The sequence below is a fragment of the Burkholderia sp. ABCPW 11 genome, assembly GCF_001523445.1.
Lineage (GTDB): Bacteria > Pseudomonadota > Gammaproteobacteria > Burkholderiales > Burkholderiaceae > Burkholderia.
In genome coordinates this window covers 127,401-145,541 of record NZ_LOVM01000002.1, presented here as the reverse complement: position 1 = coordinate 145,541, position 18,141 = coordinate 127,401, and the positions used below count along the sequence as shown (strand labels likewise).

Genomic DNA, 18,141 nt, shown 5'->3' with positions numbered 1-18,141 from the left:
CATTCGGACATCACGCCGGCCCGCGCGTCGACACGCACCGACATGCGCACCGGCAGAAGAGGAGACGCATCATGCTCGCATGGATCGGCGCGGTCGCCATCGTCGCGCTGTTCGGCCTGATCATCACGAAGCGGCTGTCGCCGCTCGTCGCGCTGATCGTCGTGCCGGTGGCCGCGTCGCTCGCGGCAGGTTTCGGGCTGCAGACCGGCAAGTTCGTCGTGCACGGCGTACAGAACATCGGCCCGATCGCCGGGATGTTCGTTTTTGCGATTCTGTTTTTCGGCATCCTTACCGATGCGGGGATGCTCGACCCGATCATCGCCGGCGTGCTGCGCGTGATCGGCTGCCATCCGCCGCGCATCGTGATGGGCTCGGCGCTGCTCGCGCTGCTGATCCATCTCGACGGCTCCGGCGCGGTCACGTTTCTCGTCACGCTGCCCGCGATGATGCCGCTCTATACGCGGCTCGGGATGGATCGGCGCATTCTCGCGTGCGTCGCGTCGATGGCGGCCGGCGTCAACTTCCTGCCGTGGGTCGGGCCGATGCTGCGCGCGTCGGCGGCGCTGCACATTCCCGGCTCGGCGATTTTCACGCCGATGATTCCGGTGCAGATCGTGGGGCTTGCGTTCGTGTTCGGCACCGCCTGGGTGCTCGGCGTACGCGAGGCGAAACGGCTCGGGCTCGACCGCGCCGGCGCGGCGTCGCTCGCGATCGCGCCGCGCGAGCTGACCGACGCCGAACGCGCGTTGCGCCGGCCGCGGCGATTCGGGATCAACGTCGCGTTGACGCTCGTCGTGCTCGTCACGCTCGTGTCGGGCATCGTCGACCCGATGGTGATGTTCATGCTCGGCACGGTCGCCGCGCTCGTGATCAATTACCCGGACGTCCAGGCGCAGCGCGAGCGGATCGACGCGCATGCGAAAGCCGCGCTGATGATGGCGAGCGTGCTGCTCGCGGCCGGTGCGTTCACGGGGATCATGTCCGGCACCGGGATGCTGAAGGCGATGGCCGAGGTCGTCGTCGCGCACGTGCCCATCGAGCATGCGCGCCACATGCCGTTCGTGCTCGGGCTGCTGTCGATGCCGCTCAGCCTGCTGTTCGATCCCGATTCGTTCTACTTCGGCGTGCTGCCCGTGCTCGCGGAAAGCGGCAAGCTGCTCGGCGTGCCGCCGATCCAGATGGCGCAAGCCGCGTTGCTCGGCCAGATGACGACGGGCTTTCCGGTGAGCCCGCTCACGCCCGCGACGTTCCTGATCGTCGGCCTGACCGGCGTCGAGCTCGCCGAGCACCAGAAATTCACGATTCCGTTCCTGTTCGCCGCCACCGTGCTGATGGTATTCGCCGCGGTCGCGACGGGCGTGTTTCCGTTATGACCGTGCGCGTTGCCCCAACGCCGCGTGCCGGCCACCCGAAGGCGTTTTTCGTCGGCGCGACGGACGGCCGGGGCGGCCCGCTGTCGTCGCGAAAGCGGCGCGGCCGTTCACGTTTTCCTGGAGAGCAAACCATGCAGTTCGACCTGACCGACGACCAGCGCGCGATCGAAAGCGCGATCGAGAAAATCTGCGAGCGCTTCGGCGACGACTACTGGCTCGAACGCGATCGCGCGGGCGGGTTTCCGGCCGATTTCCATGCGGCGCTCGCCGACGCCGGCTGGCTCGGCATCGCGATGGATCCCGCCTACGGCGGCGCCGGGCTCGGGATGACCGAGGCAGCGCTGATGATGCGCACGATCAGCGCATCGGGCGCCGGCCTGTCCGGCGCGTCGGCCGTCCACATGAACATCTTCGGGCTGAACCCGGTGCAGGTGTTCGGCAACGATGCGCAGAAGGCGCGCTTCCTGCCGCCGCTGATCGCCGGGCGCGACAAGGCGTGCTTCGCGGTGACCGAGCCCGACGCGGGCCTCGACACCACGCACCTGAGCACGCAGGCGCGCCGCGACGGCGATCACTACGTGCTGAGCGGACGCAAGATCTGGATCTCGACCGCGCAGGTGGCGAACAAGATGCTGATCATCGCGCGCACGACGCCGCTCGACCAGGTCGCGAAGCCGACCGACGGGCTGAGCCTGTTCTATACCGACCTCGACCGTTCGCGCGTCGAGGTGCGCGAAATCGAGAAGATGGGCCGCAAGGCGGTCGATTCGAACATGCTGTTCATCGACAACCTGCGCGTGTCGCGCGACGACCTGATCGGCAACGAAGGCGACGGCTTCCGCTATCTGCTGCACGGCCTGAACCCCGAACGGATCCTGATCGCCGCCGAGGCGATCGGGCTCGGGCAGGCCGCGCTGCGCCGCGCGACGCAGTATGCGTGCGAGCGCGTCGTGTTCGGCCGGCCGATCGGGCAGAACCAGTCGATCCAGCACCCGCTCGCGCAGGCGTGGATGCAGCTCGAGGCCGCATGGCTGATGGTGATGAAGGCCGCGACGCGCTACGACGCGGGCCAGTCGTGCGGCGCGGAGGCGAACGCGGCGAAATACCTCGGCGCGGAAGCCGCGTTCCAGGCCTGTCAGACGGCGATCGCGACGCACGGCGGGATGGGGTATGCGAAGGAATACCATGTCGAGCGCTACCTGCGCGAGTGTATGATTCCGAGGCTCGCGCCCGTGAGCCCTCAACTGATCCTGTGCTACATCGCGGAGAAGGTGCTCGGGCTGCCGAAGTCGTACTGACCGTACCGACCCGGCGGCTCGCCCGGCGCGCGGTTTCCCGTTCCGAATCAAGCGCTCGCCATGGACGTCAAACTCGTTGCCCGCACGCTCGACCTGTTCGAGCTGTTCGCCGCCGAACGGCGGCCGCTGCCGCTGACCGAACTCGCGCGCCTGCTCAACGTGCCGGCGTCGAGCTGTCTCGCGATGGCGCGCACGCTCGTGAGCCGCGGCTATCTGTACGAAGTGCGCAAGCGCGGCGGCTACTATCCGACGCGACGCCTGCAGACGGTCGCCGCCGCGATCGACGCGACCGACCCGGTCGTCGACATCGTGCATCCGCACCTCGTCGCGCTGCGCGACGCGACCCGCGAAACCGCCGTGCTCGGCAAGATCCAGGGCGTGTCGGTCACCTACCTCGACGTCGTCGAATCCGAGCAGGCGATCCGTTATACGCGCCAGCCGGGCGAGCTGCGCCCGCTGCACGCGAACTCGATCGGCAAGGCGATCTTCGCGGAACTCGCGAGCGACGTGCAGCAGGCGCTCGGCGCGCAACTGCCGTTCGACCGCTTCACTGACGCGACGGTGGCCGACCTGCCGGCGCTCGTCGCGCAGACTGCGCGGTTTCGCGAACTCGGCTGGGCGGAGAACTTCGGCGAGAGCGCGCCCGAACTGTCGGCGATCGCGGTCGCGCTGTTGCTCGACGGCGACTGGTACGGGCTGTCGGTCGTCGGGCCGACCGAGCGGATTCGCCAGCATCGCGACGCGCATGCGGCGCTGCTCGTCGACGCGAAGGCGCGGCTGCTGGCCGAGCATGCACGCGGGTAGGGCGGCGGCACCCGACGGCGCCGGCAGCGGGCCGTTGCCGGCGTGCGGTCAGCCACGCCGAAAACGGCCCGCCGCACGTCACGCGCCGGCCCGTCGCAACGTCAGGACTTCACCCACACGCCGCCCGCGCTCGGGTTGTCGCCCTGCGTCCACCATTTCGCGCAATACTTCGCGCCCTGGTACGTCACGCACGTGCCGCCCTGGTAGGCGGTCGTCGCCGACCACGCGGGCGTGCCGCCGCCGACCGGCTTCCACACGGCCGCCTGCCCGGGCACGTCGCCCTGCGTCCACCACTGCGCCTGATACGTCGTGCCCTGGTAGGTGACCGTCGCGCCGGCCGTATAGACCTGGCCGGCCGCCCACGGTGCGCCCGGCTGCGGCGTGCCGCCGCTCGTGCCGCCGCCGTAGTTCGGGTCCTGCGTGACGCCCGCGCCCCACTTGCCGTCGAGCTTCTTGAAGATCGTCGCGAACGCGTACGGCTGCTGCGCGACGCCCGAGCAGGTCGGCGACGCATACGTGCCGCCGGACGGGCACGCCTGGTCGCGGCCGACCGACCAGTTGCCGAAGAAGCCGTAGCCGTTCGCGACTGCCGCGTTCAGCACGGTCTGCGCATTCGCGAGCGTGAACGTCTCGCCCTGCACGTCGTTGACGCCGATCATCGGCGTGACGCCGACCATCTGCCACAGCTGCGCATTCGTCTTCGGCTGGCCGGCCGACTTGAACGCCGTGTCGAGCTGCGAGTAGAGCGCCTGCGCGGCGCTGATCGCCGCGGCGCCCATGTCGAGGTTCGCCGGGCCGTAATCCATCGCCATCACGTTGACCGCGTCGAACGCGGTCTTGTTCGCGATGGCCGCGTTGACGACGTTCACGCCGTCCTGCGTGAGCCCGGTCGGCATCGTCGGCAGCGTCAGCGTCACATGCAGCGGCTTGCCCTTCGCCGCGTAGTCGGCCTGCAGTTGCGCGACGGCCTGGAAGTTGCGCGCGAGCGCCGCCGTGTCCTGCTGCGACCCGCCCTCGATGTCGAAGTCGACATGAGTGAGGCCGTACGTGTCGATCACCGTCTGGTACGCGGCTTTCAGCGCGGGGACCGTCGAGCACGCCTGCATCAGCGGCGTGCCGTTCGCACCGCCGAACGACACGGCGACTTCGCCGCCTTTCGCGCGGTAGCTCGCGATCGACGTGGATAGTGCAGTCAGCAGGCCGCCGCTCGCGCCGTTGCCGATCGGCTGCACGCCGCCCCACGACGGCACGCAGCCGTTGCCCGCGACCACGAACGCGAGCGTGAACTGCTGGATGCCCTGGCGCACGCCGATCTGGTCGATCAGCGGTGTCGGATAAAGCGTCACGTCGACATAGGGCGCATAGACGCCGGCACCGTGCGACACGCTCGCCATCGCGAGCAGACAACCCGCGGCAAACGCACGCGGAACGAAACGCGTCAACGCATTGTTGTTCATTCTGTGTTCTCCAAGTGGAAGAGGGATACGCTGGCCTGCGTATCGCCGCCGACGGGGCAGGCACGTGCCCCGCCGGCGGCGTGCCTATCTTGGAGGATTCGCGTCGAATAGGGAATTTAGGTGTTCTTCTTTTTGTTATTCGATTCCCGATACGTAACGAACTTGCCGATTCGATCGCATTTCGAAACGCAGGGCGGGCATTTTTTCCGGCCGATCGCGCGACGCGGTGCGCATGGACCGGTTCCAGCGAACCGGCGACGCGCCGGCATGCCGATTACCGCCTCGCGCGCATGCGCATTCACGCGAGCGCCGCCGGATGCGGTACGCGCGCCGGCCGGGCGCAGCGGCCGTCAGCGATACCAGCGCGGCGTATAGACCCATTCGCGCGTGTTGCCGATCGCGAAGCGCCGCGTCGTCGACGAGCCGACGATCACCATCGTGCGCATGTCGACCTGGTCGCCGCGTAGCGCGCCGAGGGTCGTCGTCGACAGCGTTGCGCCCGGCCGGCCGATGTCGCGGCCGAGCACGACCACCGTGTCGGCCGTGCGATACGCGCGCACGATATCGAGCGCCCGGTCGAGCTGCCACGGCCGCGCGCGCGAAATCGGGTTGTAGAACGCCATCACGAGATCGGCTTGCGCCGCATGCCGCAGGCGCGTCTCGATCACGTCCCACGGCTTCAGGTTGTCCGACAGCGAGATCGCGCAGAAGTCGTGACCGAGCGGCGCGCCGGCCTGCGCGGCCGTCGCGAGCGACGCCGAGATGCCGGGCTCCACGCGCAGGTCGACCGCGGCCCATTGCGGGTCGCGCGCTTCGTCGAGCGCTTCGAGCACGGCCGCGGCCATCGCGAATACGCCGGGGTCGCCCGACGATACGACCGCGACGCGGCGGCCCTCGGCCGCCAGTTCGAACGCATGGCGCGCGCGCTGCATTTCCTCGCGATTGTCGGTGCCGTGCACGCGCTGGTTCGCCCGGAACGGGCCGGCCATGTTCACGTAGGTCGTATAGCCGAGGATGTCGGTCGCGTCCGCGAGCGCCGCGCGTGCGGCCGGCGTGAGCCATGCGGCGCCGCCCGGGCCGAGACCGAGCACCGTCAGGCGGCCGCGTGCGCGGCCGAGCGTCGCGGGATCGATCGGATGCGAGGCGACCGCGCACGCGAGGCCGTGCGATGCCGCACGCATCGTGTGGGCGACGCGCAATGCGCGGGCGAGCAGCGTGGCGGCGTCGGCGGGCATGTCGCGGTCGCTATCGCCATCGACGAAACGCAGCGGCACGTCGAGCGTGCTCGCCGCTTCTTCCAGCGCGGATTCGCCGATCGCCGACGCCGGCGCGACGATGGCCGCGAGCGCCAGCCGGGCGAGACCCTGCGTATCGAGCGCAGCTGCGATGCGCTCGGCCAGCGCGTGTTCCGCATGCACGGCCCCCGCGGCGACGCCGACCACCACGCTGCGCGGATGAATCACGAGTTCGTCGCGCGCGCCGCGCCACGCATCGGGCGTCACGCGAATCGCGTGTGCGGCCGCGGCATCGCGCGGCAGCGCGACCGCGTCGAGCCACGGCGCGGCGCCGTCGATGCGCGTCGACGCGCCCGCGAGCAGGTCGGACACGAAGCGCTTGCCCTGCGCGAGATCGGCGAGCGCATAGCCTTCCGGCGGATTGAGCACGCACGCGCCGAAGCGCAGTTCGCCGCTCGTCGTGATCGCGGGCGCGACGCCGACGCATTCGGCAATTTCGCGCGCGATCGCATTGACGCCCGTCAGCCCGCCGAGCAGCGGCACGACGGCCGAACCGTCCTCCGCGACCGCGAGCACCGGCGGCTCGACGCCCTTGTCGGCGAGTGCGGGCGCGAGGCAGCGGATCACGATGCCGGCCGCGCACAGCGCGACGATCGGCAAGCCGCGCGCATACAGTTCGCGCAGGTGCGCGCCGAGTTCGTCGAACGGCACGTCCGCGTCGACGCGCGACGCGAGCCCGTGCACACGGGCGCCCGGGTAGCGCGCCTGGATACGTCGCGCGGTATCGAGCGCGCTCGCGCCGAGAATCACGATCGCGGGCGGTGTCGTCATCCTTGCCATTTTTCCCCCGGCACGACGAGCAGCGAGAAATACGGCGACGCCATCGGATCGACCTCGTCGAGCGGCACGATGCGCTGGTTTGCCATCGTCGCACGCTCGACGTACAGCGCGCGCTTCGCGAGCCCGAGTTCGTCGAGCACGCGCCGCACCTTGTCGAAGTTGCGGCCGAGCTTCATCACGACCGCCGCATCGGCGCGCGCGAGCCGCTCGCGCAGCTCGTGCTCGGGCAGCACGCCCGACAGCACCGACAGGCTCTGGTTGCGATAGACGAGCGGCTGGCCGAGCACGGCCGTGCCGCCGAGCATCGCGCACACGCCGGGGATCACCTCGGTGTCGTAACGCGGCGCGAGACGGTCGTGCAGGTACATGTACGAGCCGTAGAAGAACGGGTCGCCTTCGCAGATCACCGCGACGTCGCGGCCTGCATCGAGATGCGCCGCGACGATCTCGGCCGCGGTGTCGTAGAAATCGGCGATCACCGTCTCGTAACAAAGCGTCGGCGGCAGCGCCTCGGTCGTCACCGGATAGACGAGCGGCAATTGCGTCTGCCCGTCGTGCAGGTGCGCTTCGACGATGCCGTACGCGTTGCCTTTCTTGCCCTTCGCGACGAAATACGCGACCACGGGCGCCGCCTGCAGCACGCGCAGCGCCTTGATCGTCATCAGTTCGGGATCGCCGGGGCCGACGCCGACACCGAACAGCCGTCCGCGCGCGCGCGTCATTCGACCTCCGTCGCCAGCGCATTGACCGCGGCGGCGGCTATTGCGCTGCCGCCGCGCCGGCCGAGCAGCGCCACGTACGGCACGCCGCGGCTGTCGGCATCGAGCATCGCCTTCGATTCGGCCGCGCCGATGAAGCCGACCGGGAAACCGAGGATCAGCGCGGGGCGCGGCGCGCCGGCGTCGATCATGTCGAGCAGGTGGAACAGCGCGGTCGGCGCATTGCCGATCGCGACGACGCTGCCCGCGAGATGCGGGCGCCACAGTTCGAGCGCGGCGGCCGAACGCGTGTTGCCGAGGTGCCGTGCGAGGTCGGGCACTTCCGGCTCGCCGAGCGTGCAGATCACGCGATTGGCCGCAGGCAGCCGCGCGCGCGTGATGCCTTCGGCGACCATCCTCGCGTCGCAGAGGATCGGCGCGCCGGCCGCGAGCGCTGCGCGGCCGGCCGCGCCGGCACCGGCCGAGAAGCGCAGGTCGTACACGACGTCGACCATCCCGCACGCGTGGATCACGCGCACCGCGAGTTTCTCGAGATCGGGCGGAACCCGCGACAGGTCGGCCTCGGCGCGGATCGTCGCGAACGACTGGCGGTAGATTTCCTGCCCGTCGCGAATGTAGTCAAGCATCGTTGTGTCCTGGCTGTGCCGCGCGTCCATGAGTCGGACCGCGGCCTGATCAATCGTCAGATGGCGCGCGAGCGGGGCGCCGAGGCCCGCGGCCGCGTCGCGCCGGTAAAGGTCGTAATGCGCGGGCGCCACCGCGACGAGCGTATGGGCGGCCGGGTGCGGCAGCGCGCAGTGGCGCTCGCATCCGGTCAGATGCACGTCGAGCGGATGGCCGACGCGCGCGGCGAGTGCGCGTGCGTCGCGTTTCGTGTCGGCGCGCGCTTTCGCGCAGCCCGTGCTGCCGGTGCAGGCAACGAGCATCGCCAGCGGGTCGGACGGCGCGCACACGAGGCCGAGCGACGCGAGTGCGTCGCGCGTCGCAGCCGCACGCTCGTTCGGCACGCCGTGCACGAACACGCCTTGCCACGGCGTCATCGACAGCGTGCCGTCGCCATCGGCTTCGGCCCGTGCGGCGAGCTGCTCCAATTGCGCCGCGTCGAGCCGCCCGAGCGCGAATTGCGCGCCGACGCTGCAACGCGCCGCGTCGCGCGACGGGCGCGCGCCGAAACGCAACGCAGGGTCGACGCGCGTGCGCCGCCAGTCGGCAAGCGCCGGATCGGCCGCGAGCGGGAAGGGCAGGTAGTGCTGCGCGCGCTCCAGCAGCGTGCGTTCGTCGCACGTCGCAAGCAATGCGCGCATCCGCGTGACGTCGGCCGGCGCGAGATCGAGGAACGCGAGCAGCAGCGCGCGAACCAGTGCCACGCCTTGGTCCGCGGACACGTCGACCGAAGCGGGCCGATCGCCGCGCGCCACGGGCGGACAGCCGGCCAGCCCCGCCGCGAGACGTACTGCGCCGTCGCCGCGGCGCCACGCGGCCAGCCAGATGTCGTGCGGATGATCGAGCGCCGCGACCGTTTCGCCGCCGTCGAGCAGGATCGAGAATTTCGGCGACGATTCGCCGCGGCGCGGCTCGCTCGCCAGCATGTCGAGCAGCGGCACGGCGAGCGCGTAGCTATCGACGAGTGCGGCGGGGTCGTGCCCGGCAAGCGGGCTTAACATCACGTTGCGGACGTCGTCGCTCGCCGCGAGCGCGGCCGCATTGACGATGGTGGCGTTGCCGGCGCTTGCTCGCGGGCCGAGCCCCGCATCGAGCAACGCGCGCGTCAGCGCATCGGCCGCACCGTCGCGAATGCCGCGCAACTGGAGATTCGCGCGATTGGTCGCATCGATCGCGCCGGAGCCGTACAGGCGCGCGGCGGCGGCGATTGCGCGCGCCTGGCGCGCGTCGAGCCGGCCGCCCGGCAGCTTGATCCGGCACAGCCCGCCGTCGGCGGCCGCGACCACGCGCACGAGCCCCGGGCAGGCCGACGGGCGCACGACGGACGACGCAGGAATCGAATCGGGAGCGGAACTCAACGGGATACCGGAACAGTGTGGCGCCGCGGCCAACGCATCGGTACACCCCGCCCGACGCCGACTGGCACGCACGCACTTTCTGGCCGGCAGGTCTCCTGGCTGACAGGTCGGCGCCGGCTCCCGGCCTTCCCGGTGAAACCAGTGGCATGAGGGGGGATCGGCTCGCTGTCTACAGTTGCGGGGGCAGCCACAGCGGCGCGCGGTGCGCCCTGTGTTCCCTCTTCGGCCCCGAAGGGCACCGGCGAACGAACGGCCGTAGGATACCCGATTTCGACCACGATTCGCGACCGTCTGGCCGTTCGCGGCGGGCGAAGCGGGCAATGCCCGGGCGCGAGCGGGCGGCCGGATGAAACGCGGAGTGGAACACGGTACCATGCCGTATTTCGCAATGCGGACGGCCGCATCGGCGCTTTCGGCGCCGCGCGGCGACACGATGAAATCGAACGATGGGGAAGGGTGGATGACGGCGTGGCTGACGGTAGTGGGCATCGGCGACGACGGTTACGCGGGGCTCGGACGCCACGCGCGGCGCGCGTTGCTCGACGCGACGCACGTGGTCGGCGCGAAACGGCATCTCGACATGCTGCCCGCACGGCTGCGGGCGACGCGCGAAGCATGGCCGTCGCCGTTCGACCTGTCGGGGCTGCTCGCGCGCCGCGGCGCGCCCGTGTGCGTGCTCGCGAGCGGCGACCCGATGCTGTTCGGCGTCGGCGCGACGCTCGCCCGCGCGCTTTCTCCCGACGAATGGCGCGTGCTGCCCGCGCCGTCGTCGCTGTCGCTCGCGGCCGCCCGCCTCGGCTGGGCGCTGCAGGACGTCGGCGCGGTCTCGCTCGTCGGGCGGCCGCTCGCGACGCTGGTGCGCCATCTGCTACCGGGCCGGCGCCTGTTCGTGCTGAGCGCCGACGGCCGCACGCCGGCCGCCGTCGCGGCCGAACTCGCCGCCCGCGGGTTCGGGCCGACGCGCGTCAGCGTGTTCGAACACCTCGGCGGCCCGCTCGAGCGACGGATCGATGGCCTCGCGCAAGACTGGAGCGTCGCCGAAACCACCGCGCTCAATCTCGTCGCGCTCGACTGCCGGGCAGGCCCCGACGCGCCGCGCCGCGCGCTCACGCCCGGCCTGCCCGACGACGCGTACCGCCACGACGGCCAGCTCACCAAGCGCGACCTGCGCGCGATGACGCTCGGGCGCCTCGCCCCCGCGCCCGGCGAGCTGCTGTGGGACGTCGGCGCCGGCAGCGGCTCGATCGGCATCGAATGGATGCGTGCGCATCCATCGTGCCAGGCGATCGCGATCGAAGCGCATGCGGAGCGGCAGCGCTTCATCGAACACAACCGCGATACGCTCGGCGTGCCGGGCCTGCAACTCGTCGCGGGTCGTGCGCCCGATGCGCTCGCGGGGCTTGCCGCGCCCGACGCGGTCTTCATCGGCGGCGGCGCGACGGCGCCCGGCGTGCTCGACGCGTGCTGGGCGTCGCTGAAACCGGGTGGCCGGCTGGTCGCGAACGCGGTCACGCTGCAGGGCGAGATGGCGCTCGCCGCGTGGCGCGACGTGCACGGCGGCACGCTCACGCGCGTGTCGCTCGCACATGCCGAACCGCTTGGCCGTTTCGACACGTGGCGACAGCCGCTGCCGGTCACGCTGTACGACGTGCGCAAGCCCGACGCGGCCGGCTCGTCGACTCTGAATCCGTCGAACGCAACGGACGCGTGATGCGCGACGAAACTCCCGAACAGCCCGCGCCGCTGCGCTTCGGCTACACGACCGGCAGTTGCGCGACCGCGACGTCGCTCGCGGCCGCGCGACTGCTGCTCGCGGGCCATGCGGACGACGCGGTCGAGATCGTGCTGCCGAAGGGGCAGCGCGTGATGATGCGGCTCGAATTCTGCCGCGCCACGGCCGACGGCGCCGAAGCCGGCACGATCAAGGATGCCGGCGACGATCCGGACGTCACGCACGGCGCGCTGATCTTCGCGCGCGTCGCGCTCGCGGCGGCGCCTGGCGTGCGCTTTCATGCCGGGCCGGGCGTCGGCACGGTCACGCGGGCGGGGCTGACGCTGCCGGTCGGCGAGCCGGCGATCAACCCGGTGCCGCGCCGGATGATGACCACGCACCTGGAAGCGCTCGCCGCCGAACACGGCTACGCGGGCGGCTTCGACGTGACGATCGGCGTCGACGGCGGCGAGGCGCTCGCGCTGAAGACGATGAACCCGCGCCTGGGCATCGTCGGCGGGCTGTCGATCCTCGGCACGACCGGCATCGTGCGGCCGTTCTCGTGCTCGGCCTATATCGCGTCGATTCATCAGGGCATCGACGTCGCGCGAGCGAACGGCATCGCGCACATCGCCGCCTGCACGGGCAATGCGAGCGAGGACGCGATGCGCGCGCACTACCGTCTGCCCGACATGGCGTTGATCGAGATGGGCGACTTCGCGGGCGCGGTGCTCAAGCACCTGCGGCGCGCGCCGGTCGCGCGCCTGTCGATGTGCGGCGGCTTCGGCAAGCTGAGCAAGCTCGCGGCCGGCCATCTCGATCTGCACAGCCGCCATTCGAGCATCGACCTGCCGCTGCTCGCGCAGTGGGCGGCCGAAGCCGGAGCGAGCGATGCGCTGCAGGCCGCGATGCGCGCCGCGAACACGAGCCAGGAAGCGTTGAAACTGGCGCAGGCCGATGGCGTGCCGCTCGGCGATCTCGTTTGCGCACATGCGTTGCAGGTGGCGCGCGACATCGTGCCGCCGTCGGTCGCGGTCGAGATGTTCGCGATCGACCGGCAAGGCCGCTTCGTCGGGGAGGCGCGATGAGCCCGCGCATCCTGCTGCTCGGCGGCACCGGCGATGCGCTGAAAATCGCGCGCGCGCTCGGCCCGCATCATGTCTATAGTCTTGCCGGCCTCGGCAAGACGCCCGAGGACTTGCGCTGCGATGTGCGCGTCGGCGGTTTCGGCGGCGCAGCCGGGCTCGCCGCGTATCTTCGCGACGCCGGCATCGGCCTCGTGATCGACGCAACGCATCCGTATGCCGCGCAAATCAGCGCGAACGCCGCGGCGGCGACGCGCGACGCGGGCGTGCCGCTATGGGCGCTGCGCCGCGCGCCGTGGACGCCGCAACCGGGCGACGACTGGCGGATGGTCGACGACTGGGCCGGCATCGAGGCCGCACTCGCGCCGTTCAGGCGTCCGCTGTTCACGCTCGGCCGCGAACCGCTCGCGCATCTCGACACGATCCCGCCGCACCAGTTCTGGCTCGTGCGCTGCCTCGATGCGCATCCCGGCAACGCCCGCGCACAGGTCATCGCCGCGCGCGGGCCGTTCACGCCCGACGGCGAGCGTGCGCTGTTCGCACTGGCGGGGATCGACGTCGTCGTCAGCAAGAACAGCGGCGGCGCGGCCACGGAGGCCAAGCTCGACGTCGCACGCGAACGCAGGCTGCCGGTCGTGATGCTGCGCCGGCCGCCGCTGCCCGATGCCGACCGCGCGTTCGATTCGGCCCGGACGCTCGTCGACGCACTCGATCCGGCCGCGCGCGCCTGACGCGACGCAGCGGTCATCCCACGAATTGACGGAGAAATTTCGATGACGGTGTATTTCATCGGCGCCGGCCCCGGCGACCCGGAGCTGATCACGGTAAAGGGCCAGCGCCTCGTGCGCACGTGCCCGGTGATCCTGTATGCGGGCTCGCTCGTGCCGGCCGCCGTGCTCGACGGTCATCGCGCGGAGCAGGTCGTCAACACGGCCGACCTCGATCTCGACGCGATCGTCGCGCTGCTCGCCGCCGCGCATGCGAAAGGGCAGGACGTCGCGCGCGTGCATTCGGGCGACCCATCGCTGTACGGCGCGATCGGCGAGCAGATCCGCCGCCTGAAAGCGCTCGGGATTCCGTACGAAATCGTGCCGGGCGTGACGGCCACGGCCGCGTGCGCGGCGACGCTCGGCGTCGAGCTGACGCTGCCCGACGTTGCGCAGACGGTGATCCTCACGCGCTTCGCGGGCAAGACGACGATGCCGGAAGGCGAAGCGCTCGGCTCGCTCGCCGCGCACCGCGCGACGCTCGCGATCCATCTCGGCGTGCGCCATCTCGCGCGCATCGTCGACGAAGTGCTGCCGCATTACGGTGCCGATTGCCCGGTGGCGGTGATCTATCGCGCGAGCTGGCCCGACGAGGAACGCGTGACGGGCACGCTGGCCGACATCGTCGGCAAGGTGCAGGGCACGCAGATCGAGCGCACCGCGCTGATCCTGATCGGTCGCGTGCTCGACGCCGAAGGGTTCGCGGATTCGACGCTGTACGCGAGCGCGGGCTGAACGCACCCGCGCCCGCGTCGCTCAGACCCGCGCCACGTGCCGCGCCAGCTTCGGCGCAAACCCCGCCGCCAGCGCGAATAGCGCGACGCACAGGCACGCCATCGCGACCCACGCGGGCGTCAGGTCCGCGAGATGCTGGCGCACGACGCCTGCCGCGAACGGAAACAAGCCGGCGATCAGGTAGCCGACACCCTGCACGAACCCCGTCAGCGACGCGGCATCGGCGGGCGTGGCCGCGTGGTCGACCGTGACGATCAGCGACAGCGGAAACAGCGCGCCGATTCCCGCGCCGAGCAGCAGCGCGGCCGGCAACGCGAGTGCGTCGGGCGCGGCCAGCATCGTCAGCAACCCGACGAACAGCGACGCGATCGCCGCATGCAGCGCGGGCCGGCGATCGGGCAGGCGGTCGATCGTCGCGGCAATCGTCAATCCCGCGACCACTTCCGCGAGCGTCACGCCGCCGAGCAGGCTGCCGGCCGCGGTCGGCGACCAGCCGAGCCGCATGTAGTACGGCGGCAGCCACGCGAGCACGAGCGTGTAGGCGCCCGTCGCGATGCCGAAGAACAGCGCGAGCCGCCATGCGCGCGGCGAACGCGACGGCCGCGCATTCGATACCGACAGCGGCCCGCCGGCCGGCGCGTCGCCGCCACGGCTCGCCAGCGGCCAGGCCAGTGCGGCGAGCGCCGCCGGCAACACCCAGCCCGCGAGCGCGACGAGCCAGCCCCAGCGCGCCGCCGCGAAGGGCGCGACGACGCTCGCGAGCACCGCGCCGCCCATGATCGACGTCGAGTAGACGCCCATCGCACCGCCGATGCGCGTCGCGAAATGCGCCTTCACGAAGCCGGGCAGCAGCGCCTGCACCATCGCGATTCCGACGCCCGCGCAGCACGCGCTCGCGAGCAGCAACCCTGCGTGCTGCGCACCGACGCGCGCGGCGCAAGCCAGCCCGATCAACGCGACGCCGAGCCACACGCCGCCCGCGATCCCGGCGACGCGCTGCAGGCGCCGCGCGCTCAGCGCGCCGAACCCCATCAGCAGAATCGGGATCGTCGTCAGCAGGCTCGCCGCGCCGTCGCCGATACCGGTCGCGCGCTGGATCATGTCGAGCAACGGGCCGACCGCGGCGAGCGCCGGCCGCAGGTTCAGCCCGACGAGCACGATCGCGCCGAGCCGCCATCCGGGGGAAGTGAAGCGATTCAATGCAAGGCCCTCGATATCGGTGCGCGGCCGCCCGCGAGGCGCCGCGCGTTTTTCAGGTAAAGTATCTCGATATCAAGATAAATGACTATTTATCTCGACGTCAAGATAACTGGCAAGCCGAGGAGGGTTAATGGATCGAGCCGAGCATGCGCTCGCGCAATGGCGCGCGGAGCGCCCGGATCTCGACGCGACATCGATGGTCGTGATGGGGCGGCTGCAAGAAGCCGCGCTCGTGATTGCGCGCGACCGTCTCAATCCTCTGTTCGCGCGCTACGGCATGCAGCCGGGCGAATTCGACGTGCTCGCAACGCTGCGGCGTAGCGGTGCGCCGTTCGCGCTGACGCCGACCGCGCTGTACGACGCGCTGATGATGTCGTCGGGCGGGATGACCGCGCGCATCGACCGGCTGCAGAAGGCCGGCTGGGTCGAGCGCCGGCCGAACCCGGCCGACGGGCGCGGCACGCTGGTCGCGCTGACCGACGCCGGGCGTGCGCTGATCGACGAAGCGGTGGTCGCGCACATCGACAACCAGCGCGATCTGCTGGCCGCGTTGTCGGCGGCCGAACAGGCGCAGTTGTCGCAACTGCTGGGCAAGCTGCTGGCGGGGCTGGAAAATCCAGCACCGGACGCGCGTGGCGGAAAGTAGCGCCGCCGGATGCGTGACGCCGGCGCACCGCACGGGCAAAAAAATGCCCGCCGCGCAATGCGGCGGGCCTGGCTCGAACAGCGCGCGGGCCGCACACGGCGAGCCCGCGCTGCTGCCCGGTCTCAATCGCGCGCCGGGATATTGAGCCCGCGCGCGACGGCCGGCCGCGCAACGAACGCGTCGAGCACCCGCTTGACGTGCCGGAATTCATTGAAGCCGACCAGTTCGCCCGCTTCGTAGAAGCCGACCAGGTTGCGCACCCACGGGAAGATCGCGATGTCGGCGATCGTGTAGGTATCGCCCATCACCCACTGGCGGTTCGCGAGATGCGCGTCGAGCACGCCGAGCAGGCGCTTCGATTCGGCGACGTAGCGGTCGCGCGGGCGCTTGTCCTCGTAGTCGCGGCCGGCGAACTTGTGGAAGAAGCCGACTTGGCCGAACATCGGCCCGATGCCGCCCATCTGGAACATCACCCACTGGATCGTCTCGTAGCGGCCCGCGAGATCCTTCGGGATCAGCTGGCCCGTCTTGTCCGCGAGATAGATCAGGATCGCGCCCGATTCGAACAGCGGCAGCGGCTGGCCGTCGGGGCCGTTCGGATCGATGATCGCGGGGATCTTGTTGTTCGGATTCAGCGACAGGAATTCGGGCGACATCTGGTCGTTCGTGTCGAAGCGCACGAGGTGCGGCTCGTACGGCAGGCCGGTTTCCTCGAGCATGATCGACACCTTGACGCCGTTCGGCGTCGGCAGCGAGTAGAGCTGGAGACGGTCGGGGTGCTGGGCCGGCCACTTGTGCGTGATCGGGAAGGCGGACAGATCGGGCATGAAGGTTCGCTCGTCGAAGTGAATGATCCGCGCCCGCCCGTGCCGCCGCGCTCGCGCACGGTTCGCGGCGCGGCGGCGGGGCGGTGCGCGCCGAAAGCGCCCACTGTAGCCGATCCGGGAAATCGATGCAGGAGCTGGCCACGCCTGCGCCTGTACCGCCCGGCTGCGCGTCTGCCATTCCCGAGCATCGTCGTCGAAAGCCGCAACGATCCGCTCGCGCTTCGAACGCATCGAGACGCTGACGGCCGGGTGGGTAGCCAGCTCGTCCATCTCGGCGAGGTCGGGCACCTTAATCCGGCATCCCGCTACGGCGAGTGGCGTGATGCGGAGCGGCTGGCCAACGAGACGATCGCGCTCGGCGAAGGTCGCTCCGGTCCGAGGGATTGACGCACCGATACCGTTTGCCCGTCCCGGGCCTCCTTCGCCGGTTCGTCGGGTGCTATGATTGCCGGTGATATGGCCACCCGTATGACAACGGGGTAAGCGGCTGATTGTTATCGTTTTTTTAGTGGGTATCTGTCATGGCTCCCAAGAGAAAGGTGCTGTACGGGGTTGAACTGAAACCCCGCGCAATCATTCGTCCCACGACGGAGGTCAAGGCTTCGACCGAGACCGAGAAAGGCGATGTGCTTCGCGCGGCGCGAAAAGTCATTTCGGAACACCGGGACGTACTAATCGCGTTGAAGGATCGCTGATTTGCTGGATCTCGACTACGTCATCACCATCCACGACGAGATCATCCGCGATCTCGGCGGCCTCGGCGGTTTCGCGCATGCAGGCCGGGGCGGAGTCGAGGCCGCCCTGCAACGCGTCGACAATCATGTCCATTACGCGGGGCTCGATGACGTGTTCGGCATTGCGGCGACCTATGCCGTCGCAATCGCACGGGGCCACGTGTTCAATGATGCAAACAAGCGTACCGGCCTCACTTGTGCGTTGACGTATATGGAACGACAGGGCATCTCGATTCCTCGTCTAGCCGATCTCGAAGATCTCATGGTCGATGTTGCCGACGGCAGCGTGACGAACGAGGAACTGGCCGAGTATTTCAGTGCGGTCTGGGAATTGTCCCTGTCTCGCTGAAAGCGGGACCCGCCGGGCCATTTTCTCGCCATGTCTCCGCCAATGGCTACTCGTCGATAAACAACGGGCACGAAGATTCGATTACTCGCGCCGGACGTCCGTCGGGCCTGGCATCCATCCCGCGAAATATGCCGGTTGTGCGTGGTCGCCGCCCCGGTTTCAGCCTGATCTCGCATCGATATACGATGTCCTAACTCATATCGTTCAGCGCTCCATTTCGGCCCTTGGCGTTCATTCTGCCTGCTGGATTGCCTCATCGTAGAAGGGTTTTTGTCAGGGAAAGTCCCGCCCCGGATTCCGTGGTTTTTTGTTGACCGACATCGTATAACGCCGTCATGAT

At 70.0% G+C, this 18,141-nt stretch carries 16 protein-coding genes, 1 pseudogene and 1 riboswitch; of the genes and pseudogenes, 10 read left to right on the top strand and 7 right to left on the bottom strand.

Features of this window, described 5'->3' with window-relative positions; all coding sequences use genetic code 11:
- Window positions 1-71: 71 nt before the first annotated feature.
- The 3 genes from WS61_RS01435 (at window position 72) to WS61_RS01425 (ending at window position 3,475) form a co-directional block, all read left to right on the top strand.
- A complete protein-coding gene (locus tag WS61_RS01435) occupies window positions 72-1,373 on the top strand; it encodes a CitMHS family transporter (protein ID WP_059498923.1) in 1,302 nt (433 codons plus the stop codon).
- A 131-nt stretch (window positions 1,374-1,504) separates the two neighbouring features.
- Complete coding sequence (locus WS61_RS01430; RefSeq protein WP_059498922.1) at window positions 1,505-2,671, top strand: acyl-CoA dehydrogenase family protein; 1,167 nt, start codon at window positions 1,505-1,507, stop codon at window positions 2,669-2,671.
- Window positions 2,672-2,731: 60 nt separating this feature from the next.
- Entirely contained in the window at window positions 2,732-3,475 is a 744-nt protein-coding gene (locus tag WS61_RS01425; RefSeq protein WP_059498921.1) for an IclR family transcriptional regulator, read from the top strand.
- Between the two features lie 101 nt (window positions 3,476-3,576).
- On the opposite strand, the gene WS61_RS01420 is transcribed toward WS61_RS01425, so the two are convergent.
- The 5 genes and pseudogenes from WS61_RS01420 to cobG form a co-directional block, all read right to left on the bottom strand.
- Window positions 3,577-4,932 (bottom strand): chitinase, encoded by a 1,356-nt coding sequence (locus WS61_RS01420; protein ID WP_059498920.1) that lies wholly within the window; start codon window positions 4,930-4,932, stop codon window positions 3,577-3,579.
- A 350-nt stretch (window positions 4,933-5,282) separates the two neighbouring features.
- Window positions 5,283-6,998 (bottom strand): precorrin-3B C(17)-methyltransferase, encoded by a 1,716-nt coding sequence (gene cobJ / locus WS61_RS01415; RefSeq protein ID WP_059498919.1) that lies wholly within the window; start codon window positions 6,996-6,998, stop codon window positions 5,283-5,285.
- A complete protein-coding gene (locus WS61_RS01410; RefSeq protein WP_059498918.1) occupies window positions 6,995-7,729 on the bottom strand; it encodes a precorrin-2 C(20)-methyltransferase in 735 nt (244 codons plus the stop codon). The genes cobJ and WS61_RS01410 overlap by 4 nt, the downstream gene beginning before the upstream one ends.
- A complete protein-coding gene (locus WS61_RS35495; protein ID WP_060035498.1) occupies window positions 7,726-8,352 on the bottom strand; it encodes a precorrin-8X methylmutase in 627 nt (208 codons plus the stop codon). Before WS61_RS35495 ends, WS61_RS01410 begins: the two co-directional genes overlap by 4 nt.
- A pseudogene (gene cobG / locus WS61_RS35490) lies at window positions 8,353-9,708 on the bottom strand (precorrin-3B synthase); the annotation flags it as partial.
- A gap of 106 nt (window positions 9,709-9,814) precedes the next feature.
- A riboswitch (cobalamin riboswitch) is annotated at window positions 9,815-10,005 on the bottom strand.
- Between the two features lie 202 nt (window positions 10,006-10,207).
- Between cobG and WS61_RS01400 the strand changes: the two are divergent.
- Genes WS61_RS01400 through cobM form a run of 4 tightly spaced genes read left to right on the top strand, consistent with a single transcriptional unit; the run spans window position 10,208 to window position 14,045 of the window.
- The gene (locus WS61_RS01400) at window positions 10,208-11,458 is read left to right on the top strand and encodes a bifunctional cobalt-precorrin-7 (C(5))-methyltransferase/cobalt-precorrin-6B (C(15))-methyltransferase (RefSeq protein WP_059499088.1); all 1,251 of its coding nucleotides are present in this window, start codon (window positions 10,208-10,210) and stop codon (window positions 11,456-11,458) included.
- On the top strand, window positions 11,458-12,546 hold the full coding sequence (locus tag WS61_RS01395) for a cobalt-precorrin-5B (C(1))-methyltransferase (RefSeq protein ID WP_059498917.1): 1,089 nt from the start codon (window positions 11,458-11,460) through the stop codon (window positions 12,544-12,546). Before WS61_RS01400 ends, WS61_RS01395 begins: the two co-directional genes overlap by 1 nt.
- Entirely contained in the window at window positions 12,543-13,274 is a 732-nt protein-coding gene (locus WS61_RS01390) for a cobalt-precorrin-6A reductase (RefSeq protein ID WP_059498916.1), read from the top strand. The genes WS61_RS01395 and WS61_RS01390 overlap by 4 nt, the downstream gene beginning before the upstream one ends.
- A gap of 42 nt (window positions 13,275-13,316) precedes the next feature.
- The gene (gene cobM, locus WS61_RS01385; RefSeq protein ID WP_059498915.1) at window positions 13,317-14,045 is read left to right on the top strand and encodes a precorrin-4 C(11)-methyltransferase; all 729 of its coding nucleotides are present in this window, start codon (window positions 13,317-13,319) and stop codon (window positions 14,043-14,045) included.
- Between the two features lie 21 nt (window positions 14,046-14,066).
- On the opposite strand, the gene WS61_RS01380 is transcribed toward cobM, so the two are convergent.
- Complete coding sequence (locus tag WS61_RS01380; RefSeq protein WP_059498914.1) at window positions 14,067-15,245, bottom strand: MFS transporter; 1,179 nt, start codon at window positions 15,243-15,245, stop codon at window positions 14,067-14,069.
- Window positions 15,246-15,375: 130 nt separating this feature from the next.
- Between WS61_RS01380 and WS61_RS01375 the strand changes: the two genes are divergently transcribed.
- Complete coding sequence (locus WS61_RS01375; RefSeq protein ID WP_059498913.1) at window positions 15,376-15,891, top strand: MarR family winged helix-turn-helix transcriptional regulator; 516 nt, start codon at window positions 15,376-15,378, stop codon at window positions 15,889-15,891.
- 122 nt (window positions 15,892-16,013) lie between these two features.
- Here the strand turns inward: WS61_RS01375 and WS61_RS01370 are convergent, their stop codons facing one another.
- Window positions 16,014-16,718 (bottom strand): glutathione binding-like protein, encoded by a 705-nt coding sequence (locus WS61_RS01370; protein ID WP_059498912.1) that lies wholly within the window; start codon window positions 16,716-16,718, stop codon window positions 16,014-16,016.
- A gap of 18 nt (window positions 16,719-16,736) precedes the next feature.
- Between WS61_RS01370 and WS61_RS35985 the strand changes: the two genes are divergently transcribed.
- Both WS61_RS35985 and WS61_RS01365 read left to right on the top strand, forming a co-directional pair.
- Window positions 16,737-17,105, top strand: a complete 369-nt coding sequence (locus WS61_RS35985; protein ID WP_373557102.1) for an alpha/beta hydrolase — start codon at window positions 16,737-16,739, stop codon at window positions 17,103-17,105.
- A 309-nt stretch (window positions 17,106-17,414) separates the two neighbouring features.
- The gene (locus tag WS61_RS01365) at window positions 17,415-17,801 is read left to right on the top strand and encodes a type II toxin-antitoxin system death-on-curing family toxin (RefSeq protein WP_059498911.1); all 387 of its coding nucleotides are present in this window, start codon (window positions 17,415-17,417) and stop codon (window positions 17,799-17,801) included.
- Window positions 17,802-18,141 lie beyond the last annotated feature (340 nt).

Coding starts and splice junctions, on each gene's coding strand:
- cobM (WP_059498915.1), top strand. CDS start 13,317: ATGACGGTGTATTTCATCGGCGCCGGCCCCGGCGACCCGGAGCTGATC.
- WS61_RS01370 (WP_059498912.1), bottom strand. CDS start 16,718: ATGCCCGATCTGTCCGCCTTCCCGATCACGCACAAGTGGCCGGCCCAG.
- WS61_RS01375 (WP_059498913.1), top strand. CDS start 15,376: ATGGATCGAGCCGAGCATGCGCTCGCGCAATGGCGCGCGGAGCGCCCG.
- WS61_RS01390 (WP_059498916.1), top strand. CDS start 12,543: ATGAGCCCGCGCATCCTGCTGCTCGGCGGCACCGGCGATGCGCTGAAA.
- WS61_RS01430 (WP_059498922.1), top strand. CDS start 1,505: ATGCAGTTCGACCTGACCGACGACCAGCGCGCGATCGAAAGCGCGATC.
- WS61_RS01420 (WP_059498920.1), bottom strand. CDS start 4,932: ATGAACAACAATGCGTTGACGCGTTTCGTTCCGCGTGCGTTTGCCGCG.
- WS61_RS01425 (WP_059498921.1), top strand. CDS start 2,732: ATGGACGTCAAACTCGTTGCCCGCACGCTCGACCTGTTCGAGCTGTTC.
- WS61_RS01435 (WP_059498923.1), top strand. CDS start 72: ATGCTCGCATGGATCGGCGCGGTCGCCATCGTCGCGCTGTTCGGCCTG.
- cobJ (WP_059498919.1), bottom strand. CDS start 6,998: ATGACGACACCGCCCGCGATCGTGATTCTCGGCGCGAGCGCGCTCGAT.
- WS61_RS01395 (WP_059498917.1), top strand. CDS start 11,458: ATGCGCGACGAAACTCCCGAACAGCCCGCGCCGCTGCGCTTCGGCTAC.
- WS61_RS01410 (WP_059498918.1), bottom strand. CDS start 7,729: ATGACGCGCGCGCGCGGACGGCTGTTCGGTGTCGGCGTCGGCCCCGGC.
- WS61_RS01400 (WP_059499088.1), top strand. CDS start 10,208: ATGACGGCGTGGCTGACGGTAGTGGGCATCGGCGACGACGGTTACGCG.
- WS61_RS35495 (WP_060035498.1), bottom strand. CDS start 8,352: ATGCTTGACTACATTCGCGACGGGCAGGAAATCTACCGCCAGTCGTTC.